Source organism: Frankia sp. AgKG'84/4 (genome assembly GCF_023242965.2).
GTDB lineage: Bacteria > Actinomycetota > Actinomycetes > Frankiales > Frankiaceae > Frankia.
The window spans coordinates 1-9,501 of the sequence record NZ_JALKFU020000167.1; the positions used below are offsets into that span (position 1 = coordinate 1).

The 9,501-nt window shown below is 71.8% G+C and carries 6 protein-coding genes; 3 read left to right on the plus strand and 3 right to left on the minus strand.

Going from position 1 to position 9,501, the window contains the following annotated elements; all coding sequences use genetic code 11:
* The first annotated feature begins 324 nt into the window (after positions 1 to 324).
* Together MXD58_RS12640 and MXD58_RS12645 are read left to right on the plus strand one after the other, a co-directional pair.
* Positions 325 to 1,515, plus strand: coding sequence for a cytochrome P450 (locus MXD58_RS12640; RefSeq protein ID WP_248838643.1), 1,191 nt, complete (start codon positions 325 to 327; stop codon positions 1,513 to 1,515).
* A gap of 91 nt (positions 1,516 to 1,606) precedes the next feature.
* Positions 1,607 to 4,093: a glycoside hydrolase family 3 N-terminal domain-containing protein gene (locus MXD58_RS12645; RefSeq protein WP_248838644.1), complete on the plus strand. Its 2,487-nt coding sequence runs from the start codon at positions 1,607 to 1,609 to the stop codon at positions 4,091 to 4,093.
* On the opposite strand, the gene MXD58_RS12650 is transcribed toward MXD58_RS12645, so the two are convergent.
* Positions 4,081 to 4,668: a hypothetical protein gene (locus tag MXD58_RS12650; RefSeq protein WP_248838645.1), complete on the minus strand. Its 588-nt coding sequence runs from the start codon at positions 4,666 to 4,668 to the stop codon at positions 4,081 to 4,083. The genes MXD58_RS12645 and MXD58_RS12650 overlap by 13 nt on opposite strands.
* A 160-nt stretch (positions 4,669 to 4,828) precedes the next feature.
* Positions 4,829 to 6,241: an MFS transporter gene (locus MXD58_RS12655; RefSeq protein ID WP_248838646.1), complete on the minus strand. Its 1,413-nt coding sequence runs from the start codon at positions 6,239 to 6,241 to the stop codon at positions 4,829 to 4,831.
* Positions 6,242 to 6,613: 372 nt separating this feature from the next.
* On the opposite strand from MXD58_RS12655, the gene MXD58_RS12660 reads away from it, so the two are divergent.
* Positions 6,614 to 7,492, plus strand: a complete 879-nt coding sequence (locus MXD58_RS12660) for a helix-turn-helix domain-containing protein (protein ID WP_248838647.1) — start codon at positions 6,614 to 6,616, stop codon at positions 7,490 to 7,492.
* On the opposite strand, the gene MXD58_RS12665 is transcribed toward MXD58_RS12660, so the two are convergent.
* A complete protein-coding gene (locus MXD58_RS12665) occupies positions 7,489 to 9,273 on the minus strand; it encodes a sensor domain-containing protein (RefSeq protein WP_250609339.1) in 1,785 nt (594 codons plus the stop codon). The genes MXD58_RS12660 and MXD58_RS12665 overlap by 4 nt on opposite strands.
* Positions 9,274 to 9,501: the final 228 nt, after the last annotated feature.

Here is a 9,501-nt window from a genome sequence, read left to right on the forward strand (position 1 = left end):
CCTGGAGGCCGCGCTCGGCGCGCCGAGCCCGGCCGGGTCCAGCCTGGCCGAGGCACCCGGCGCGCGGGCAGCGCCCGCCCCGGACACTCGACCATATCCGCCCAGCGGACACGGCGCAGAACCAGTCGAGCCTGGCCAGAAAATCTTGCAATTGGGAACAGCGTTCTTCTACCATCCAGCAATGTTCTCCGCATAGCCCGATCCACGGCACCAGGTGCAGCAAGTCGCCGTTCCTCACGATGCACGCAGGTGTGCCGACGGTCTGCCAGCGTCGCCACCGCCAGTCCAGCCGATCCGCGAACCGTCAGTGACCTGCGAGGATTGATGACCGCCGACATCTACTACGACCCCTATGACACGGAGATCGACGCCGCGCCGCACGAGCTCTGGCGGCGTATGCGCGACGAAGCTCCGGTCTACCGCAACGACCGCTACGACTTCTGGGCGCTGTCCCGCCACGCCGACGTCGATGCCGCCTCGCGCAACACGAAGACCTACAGCTCAGCCCGTGGCACGACCCTGGAGCTGCTGAGCGGCGGCGGCGCGTCGACAGGCATGATCATCTTCATGGACCCGCCGGAGCACGGCCGGCTACGCGCGCTGGTCTCCCGGGCCTTCACGCCACGCCGCATCGGCCTGCTGCACGAGCAGATCCGCCAGCAGTGCGTCGACCTGCTCGACCCGTACGTCGGCTCGGGCGGGTTCGACTTCGTCGCGGACTTCGGCGCCGAGCTGCCGTCCCGGGTGATCTCCGCGCTGCTCGGCGTGCCCGCCGTCGACCAGCCGCGCATTCTCAACATCATCAACACGATGTTTCATATCGAACCGGGCGTCGGCATGATGAACGACACCGCCATCAACGCGATGTTCGAGCTGCACGCCTACCTCACCGAGCAGCTCGACGAGCGCCGTGCGCACCCGCGCGATGACATGCTGACCGACCTTGTCCGCGCCGAGATCGACGAGGCGGACGGCACCAAGCGCCGGCTCACCGACGAGGAGTCGGCGAACTTCGGTGTGCTCCTTGTCTCCGCGGGAACCGAGACCGTCGCGCGCCTGCTCGGCTGGGCGTCCGTGGCGCTGGCCGCCTTCCCCGACCAGCGGCAGATTCTCGTCGACGACCCGAGCGCCATCCCCAACGGGGTCGAGGAGCTCCTGCGCTACGAGGCGCCCTCCCCCGCCCAGGGCCGCTGGACCACCCGCGAGCTGACCCTGCACGGCGTGACCATCCCGGCGGAGAGCAAGGTCCTGCTGCTCACCGGTTCCGCCGGGCGCGACGAGCGGGCCTTCGCCAACCCCGACGTCCTCGACGTCCGCCGGCGCCTCGAGTCGCACGTCTCCTTCGGCCTCGGCGCCCACTACTGCCTCGGCGCCCCGCTCGCCCGCCTGGAGGGCCGCATCGCGCTGGAGGAGGCCCTGCGCCGCTTCCCGACCTGGGAAGTCGACCACGACAAGGCCGAGCGCCTGCACACCAGCACCGTGCGCGGCTACAAGAAGGTCCCGATCACCTTCTGAACACACCGGGTCCGGCGGCGGCCCGGTCCTGACGCGACGGGGCGTCGCCGCGAGGTACAACGTCCCGACATCGAGGTCAGGGAGTTCGCCGATGAGCCAGCAAGCAGGGTCCAGCGCACGGGAGCGGGCGACCGAGCTGCTGGGGAGGATGACCGTCGAGGAGAAGGCGCAGCAGGTCACCGGCGCGATGCCGACGCGGCTGTTCGGCCGCCATGGTCTGGACGACGCCCAGGCCATGGCGGCGATCGGGCTGGGGATCGGCCACATCGGGCCGCTGGGCATGTTCGGCCACAAGTCGCCGGCGCAGATCGCGGCGGCCGTCAACCAGGTCCAGCGCTTCCTCGTCACCGAGACCCGGCTCGCCATCCCGGCGCTCTTCCATACCGAGGCGCTCAACGGCGTGGTCGCGCCGGGCCTGACGACCTTCCCGACCGCGATCGCCCTGGCCGCCACCTGGAACCCGGCCGGCGTGGAGGCGATGGGAGCGGTGCTGCGCCGCCAGGCCCGGGCCATCGGCCACCTGTGCGTGCTCTCACCGGTGATGGACGTCGCCCGCGACGCCCGCTGGGGCCGCGTGCACGAGACCTACGGCGAGGACGCCTATCTCGTCTCGGCGATGAGCGTCGCGTTCACCCGTGGCATCCAGGGCGACGATCCGCGCACCGGCGTGCTCGCCACCGGCAAGCACTTCCTCGCGTACGGCCTGACCGAGTCCGGCCAGAACATGGCCCGCTCCAACGTCGGTGCCCGTGAACTCTACGAGGTGTATGCGCGGCCGTTCGAGGCCGCGATCAAGCTCGCCGGCCTCGCCGGGGTGATGAACTCCTACAGCACCGTCGACGGCGTCCCGGTCGGCGCGAGCCGCGAGATCCTCACCACCCTGCTGCGGGAGCGCCTCGGGTTCACCGGCACCGTCGTCTCCGACTACGAGACCGTCCGCCACCTGCACGGGCGTCTCGGCGTCGCCCGCGACGCCGAGGACGCCGGCCGCCTCGCGCTGGCGGCCGGTCTCGACGTCGAGCTACCGATCCCCGACGGGTACGGCCCGACCCTCGCCCGCGCCGTGCACCGCGGCGTGGTCCCCGCGGAGCAGCTCGACCAGGCCGCCTTGCGGGTGCTGCGGGACAAGTTCGCGCTCGGCCTGTTCGACGCCCCGTACCTGGACGAGGACCCGGTCGTCATCCAGGCGAGCGCCGACGCGGGCCGGGACCTGTCCCGCCGGATCGCCCAGGAGTCGATCACGCTGCTGAGCAACGACGGCGGGGTGCTGCCGCTGTCCCGTGACGTGCGGCGGATCGCCATCATCGGCCCACACGCCGACGACATCGTCCAGGGCTTCCCGGCGTACACCTATCCCGGTGCGCTGCAGCTCGTCGCCGCCCGCCTGCACGGCACCACCGACAGCGCGGTCCCGGGGATGGAGAACCTGCTCAACGAGTTCACCCCGGGCGCGATCGAGATGATGATCGACGAGCTGACCGGCCCGCTGTCGATGCCGATCGACGACTACCTGCGGGCGCACTACGGCGCCCGGTCGCTGGCCGAGTCGGTGCGCGCCGCCGTGCCGGCCGCGCGGGTCACCGTCGTGCGCGGTGCCGGGGTCCTCGACACCGAGGCGGACGACCTGCCGGCGGCGCTCGACGCCGCCCGCGACGCCGACGTCGTCATCCTGGCCCTCGGCGGCCTCGGTGGCTGGCTGATCCCGGGGATCACCGAGGGCGAGGGTGGCGACACGGCGAACATCGAGCTGCCCGCCGGCCAGGTCGCGCTCGCCCAGGCGGTCGCCGCCGTCGGCACGCCGTGCGTCACGATCGTGCAGACCGGTCGGCCGCTGGCGCTGTCCGCCGTCGTCGAGGACCTGCCGGCGCTGCTGCATGTCGCCTACGGCGGCCAGCATGCCAGCGACGCCCTCGCCGACGTGCTCTTCGGCGCGGTCAACCCAGGTGGGAAGCTGCCGGTCACCCTGCCACGGCACTCCGGTCAGGTGCCGATCTACTCCGCCCAGCCGACCGGCACCGGCTACCGGCGCGCCGCGCACGACATGCACCAGGGCTACCTCGATCTGCCCTCCTCGCCGCTGTTCCCTTTCGGCCACGGGCTGAGCTACACCACGTTCGACTACGACGACCTGGAGATCTCCCCGGCGGACGTCGACACGGCCGGGACCGTGACGATCGCCCTGTGCGTGCGCAACGCCGGTGGACGCGACGGTGACGAGGTCGTCCAGCTCTACCTGTCCGACCAGGCCAGGGGCGTGTCGCGACCGGAGCGGGAGCTCGCCGGTTTCCTCCGGATCACCCTTGCCGCCGACGAGTCGGTCCGCGTCACGTTCACGGTGGCGATGAGCCAGCTCGGCTACCTCGGCCTCGACGGGCGGTTCGTGCTGGAACCCGGCGAGATCAAGGTCCTGGTGGGCTCGTCCGCGGACGACATCCGGCTGCGCGGCGCGTTCGAGGTCGTCGGCGAGACGATCGAGCTCGAGGGCCGGCGCAGCTACCTGTCCGCGGTGACGGTCACGGGACGCGACGAGCACGCTCGCCGCGTCCCAGTGACGAGCCCGCGGGATCAGCCGGTCTGAGCGCCCGGTAGATCGCAGGTGCAGTCCGGTTTCGCCGGTGGCATGAGGCTGAAGTCCAGCGTGCCGGAGATCGTGCCGTCGGTGAGGACCTGGGTTCCGAGCGCGTCGTTGAGCCAGTGCGCGTTGACGACCCGCAGGCTGGTGACTCCCTGGGAGTAGTCCACCGACCAGATGATGTTGTTCTCCGGCGGTCCCGAGGCGGCCCTTCCCGCGTAGGAAATTCCCCGCGCGTTGACGTAGGACGGGGTGAACGCGACCGTGGCGCCCGTGGACAGGCGCGTGAAGACCAGGGTGCCGGTCATGTCGACCCGGTACGTACCGATTCCGGTCGAGCCGACGCCGACGAACCCGTAGTCGACGCCCTCGCGCCCGGGCAGGGTGAAGCCCGGCGGCCGGGTGTACACGAGCACGCCGTGGCGCAGGAACTGCTGCACCGTCGCGGTGTTCAGCCGGAACTGGATGATGCCGGGCGCGGTCTTGCCCGGGTCGTCCGACACGCCCGCAGCGCTGGCCGGCGCCAGGGGGGTGAGAACGACGGCAGCGACGAGCAATACCGCGGCCTGAAGTACCAGCATGCGCGGCCGGCGTGGGACACGGAATGGGACACGTAACCGGAAAGGGGACATCGGGACCTCCGAAGAGTTCGATGCGAGGTGTGCGAACGGCAATCCTAGAAGCTGTTCACAGCAGATGCCCACATATCCTTTTAAGCTGGGGTTTCATTGGATAATCCGGTCAGGGACGGCGGTTCGTGGCCCGCCGGCCGGGGCGGACGAGGAAGACCGCGACGAGGACGGCGGCCGCCGCGGTGGCGGCGACGTCCGCCCCGAGGGCGAGGCGGATGCCGCCGAGCAGGGCCTCGGCGGCGCTGTGGCCGCCGGCGTCCAGCAACGCGGTGGTACGGGCGTTCGCGAGGGCGCTGAGAATCGGGATGCCAAGGGTCAGCGCGACCTGCTGGGTCATGGTCGTCAGCCCGGTGGCCAGGCCCTGCTGCTCGTCGGGCAGCCCGGAGGTCGCCGTGACCAGGTAGGCGACGATCCCGCAGGCGTGGCCGAAGAACGCGACGACGCTGGCGGCCAGCACCAGTCCCAGCGAGCCGCGGTCCAGGCCGACGAACACCAGGCCGAGCGCGCCCAGCCCCTGCACGACGAGGCCCAGCACCAGGGCGCGGCGCGGCGCCACGACCGCGAGGATCCGCGGTGCGAGCAGGCCGGCGACGAACGCGCTGACTCCGGGCAGGCCGAAGATCAGGCCGGTGGTCACCGCTGAGTAGCCGAGGACCTGCTGCAGATAGAGCGTCATCATGAAGACGATCGCGCTGCCCAGCGCGAAGATCCCGAATCCGCCGGCGTTGCCCCAGCCGACCTGGCGCAGTCGCATGACGGCCGGGGAGGCCAGCGGCTGCGGACTGGTCCGCTCAACCCGCCAGAACACGGCGAGCAGGGCGACACCCGCGACGATCGAGATCCACACCAGCGGGTCCGACCAGCCGGACGCACCACCGCGGGAGATGCCGTAGACGAAGGCCACCAGGCCCGCGGTGACGCTGAGCGCGCCGGGGACGTCGAGACGCTGCCCGCGCGCCCCGCGACCGCCAGGCACGACCTTCGGCGCGACGACCAGGATGGCCAGGGCGACCGGCACGTTCACGAGGAATGCCCAGCGCCAGTTCAGGTAGCCGGTGAGCAGGCCGCCGACCAGCGCGCCGATGGTGAATCCGGCCGGCAGCAACGCGCCGTTCAGGCTGAGCGCCCGCTGCCGCACCGGCCCCTCCGGGAAGGTGGTGACCAGCAGGGACAGCGCGGCCGGGACGGAGATCGCGGCGGCCAGTCCCTGCCCGACCCGGGCGGCCAGCAGCTCGGCGGGATGCTGGGCGAGGCCGCCGACGAGCGAGGAGACGACGAGCAGGACGAGCCCGGTGAGGAACGCGCGCCGGCGCCCGGCGAGGTCGGCGACCCGCGCGAACAGCAGGGTGAACCCGGCGGACGGGAGCGCGAACGCGGTCGCGATCCACTGCAGGTCATGGTCGGCGAGGCCGACGCCGGCGCCGATGGAGGGCAGGGCGACGTTGAGGATGGAGAAATCGATGGCCAGCATGAACTGGCTGCCCAGCAGCACGATGAGGGCGAGGCGCTGTCGCCCGCTCATCCGCTCCTCGACGGGTGACGCGGTGGGTGACACGGAAGGCGACGGGGCCGCGGGGCCGGCGTGCTCACGCGGGGCGGGCAGCGACGCAGTGCTGCCCGGGCGCGCCGACGGCCGCACCGGCGAGGTCGGGACGGTAGGCGGAGTGATGATCTGTTCGCTCACGCACAGCACACTTCTCGACCATGGCCGGGCCAGCCATTCCCCTGCCGTTGCCATCCCCGCGAAGGATAGGAACGCCGGGAGTAGCACCCGCGGGGTGCCCCTCCCCGGGAATAGCGGCGAAGCAGGCGGCGAAGCAGGCGGCGAAGCAGGCACTGTCAGGGTCACCCTCATCCGCCGCGCCCGCGATAGGACACGACGACAATAGAGCCCATGACCGAGCTCGGCGAATTCCTCCGGTCCCGGCGCAGCCTGCTCACCCCCGCCCAGGTGGGGCTGGACCGGCCCGGCGATCGTCGGCGCGTACCCGGGCTGCGGCGCGAGGAGCTGGCCCAGCTCGCCGGCGTGAGCGTCACCTACTACACCCGCCTGGAGCAGGGCCAGAGCCGCAACGCCTCCGACGCGGTGCTCGACGCGCTGGCCCGCGTGCTCAGGCTCAGCGACGACGAGCAGGCCCATCTGCGCACGCTGGCCCGGCCAGGCCGGGGGTCGCGGCGCGTGAGCCGGGCCGAACGGGTCCGGCCCGGCGTCCTGATGCTGCTGGAGTCGCTGCGGGACGTCCCGGCGCTCGTCCTCGGCCGACGCACCGACATCCTCGCCTGGAACCGGCTCGGTCACGCGCTGATCGCCGGCCACGTCGACGTCGCCGCGCCGGCCCAGGCTGCCACCAGGCCGAACATCGCCCGGCTGGTCCTGCTCGACCCGCATACCCGCGAGCTCTACGCCAACTGGCGGCGCAAGGTCGACGATGTAGTCAGCTATCTGCGGCTGAGCTCCGGGCAGCATCCCGACGACGAGCAGCTCACCTCGCTGATCGGCGAGCTGTGTGTGAACAGCCCGGAGTTCGCCGCGACGTGGGCGCGCCACCAGGTCCGCGACTGTAGCCCCGGAGTGCGGGAGTACCGCCATCCCCTCGTCGGCGAGCTGTCCCTGTTCGAGGAGGTGCTCCGATTGCAGGACGACGCGGGCGTGCGGCTGGCCGTGCTGTCCCCCGAGCCAGGCTCGGCCAGCGCCGAACGGCTGGCGCTGCTCGCCAGCCTGCACGCACCTGCCTGCGCCGGCCGGGACGGGGCTGGGTCTCGACGTGGCTAGGTCCCGACGTGGCTCTCGGGCAGGCGGGACCGAAGGTTCTCCCTGAAGACGAGGTAGCGGCCCCGTCCGCGCCGCTTGGCCGCGTACATGGCGACGTCCGCGGCGCGCAGCAGCCCGTCGACGTCGTGCAGGTCCGCGCTGGAGAACGCCGCGCCGACGCTCACGCCGACGAGGAGCGTGCGCTCCGCGACGTCCATCGGCAGGCCCACCTCGTCGACGATGCGCGCGGCGATGCCGCTCAGGACGTCGCGGGAGCCGATGTTCTCGCACAGGACCGCGAACTCGTCGCCGTAGAGGCGCGCGACGGTGTCCCCTGGCCGCACGGCGTCGCGCAGCCGGACCGCGATCCGCCGCAGAACCTCGTCGCCGGCCTGGTGGCCGTACGAGTCATTGATCGACTTGAAGTCGTCGACGTCGATGAGAAGGACACCGATGTGCTCGCCCCGCTTTCGCGCGGCGGCGCTGGCCGCGGCGAGGCCGTCGAGCAGGTGGACGCGGTTGGGCAGGCCGGTCAGCCCGTCGTGCAGCGCCTGGTGGCGCACGTCGCGCTCGACCTGCAGGCGGGCCGCGGCCGCGCCGAGCACACCCGCCACCGACCGGATGAACGTGATCTCGCGATCGTTGAACGCGCCGCGTCCTCTCGGCCCGGCCGTCCTCACGGCCGTGCAGGCCGGCCTGTGCTCGGGCCGAACCTGGGCCCGGTAGACGGCGAGGACGCCGCTGGGATGATCGTGCGGCCCGAGGGGAACGGCGACGGCGTGCCACCGCGCGTCGCCGGTGCCTAACCTCACCGCGGTGGCGCCGGTCGTGACCTCCCGGCCGGCACCCCTCAGGGCCTGCTCGCACAGCTCCAGGGAGTCGGGCGGGGTGCCATGGCTGGCGCTCTGGCGCAGCACCGGGGGCCGCGCCGTGCCGGCGACGAGTTCATATACGACGACCGCGGTCTCGTCGAGGTGGCGCGCGAGCTTCACCACCGCCCGTTCCACCAGCAGGGTGGAGTCGGGGACGTCGAGGGCCAGTCGACTCAGCTCGACGACCGTCGCCTGCTCCTCGGAGCGCGCGCTGAGTTCCAGCAGCGCGGTCTCCCGCTCGGTGACGTCGGTGGCGAGGACCGCCACCGCGCGCGCGCCGTCGCCCGGCTCCGCCGAGGGCACCGGCACCATGTGGACGTCGTAGTAGCGCCCGGCGGCCTCGATCACGCGGAAGACGCGCTCCCCGGTCATCACCGCGGCCACCAGGCGCCGGGCCTCGGGGTGCGCGCGGTAGGCATCCTCCACCGACGTCCAGCCCACGCGGGCCGTCGCGGCGACGGACGCGCCCGCGGAGAACAGCACGTGGCCCTGCCGATCGACCAGGTGCAGGGAGACCGGGGTGTGGTCGACGAGCAGACGCAGGTGCTCGTGCGACACCGCCTGCTCGGTGATGTCCTGGAACTGGCAGACCAGCAGCGGCGCGCCGCCGTCGGGTGCCGCCTCCAGGCTCGAGGTGACGAGCAGGTGGACGACCTCGCCGCTTGGCCGGGTGAACGCCGAGGTGACCTGGACGTCGGTGACCTCACCGTCGATCAGGCGGCGCACCCTGGCGCGCAGCTCCTCACGCCGGTCCGGGGGCGTGACGGCGTCCCAGGTCTGGCCGATGAGCTGATCCTCGGACATGTCCGCCATCCGGGTGGCAGCCCTGTTCACCCGGATGATCCGGCGGCTTCCCGTGTCGATGAGCGCCATGCCGATCTCAAGGCGATCGAACAGATCGCCCGGACTGTTCGGGTGGATCATCGACATCACCCATCCGCATCAGGATCACGCATCGCCGCGCCTACACGCGTCCCGGTCCGCCCGGGCATGCTCGTCAGCAACAAGGGCGCACACCGCACCATGTTGGATCAAACCGGCCGCTGCTGCGAAACCGTAGCTTACCTACATTCATCCGGCAAGGGTGAGTCCCACTGCGTGGTGTAGATCGGGAGCGGCTGGTTGATCGTCCGGGGTGCGGGTGTGTCGCTCCGAGAC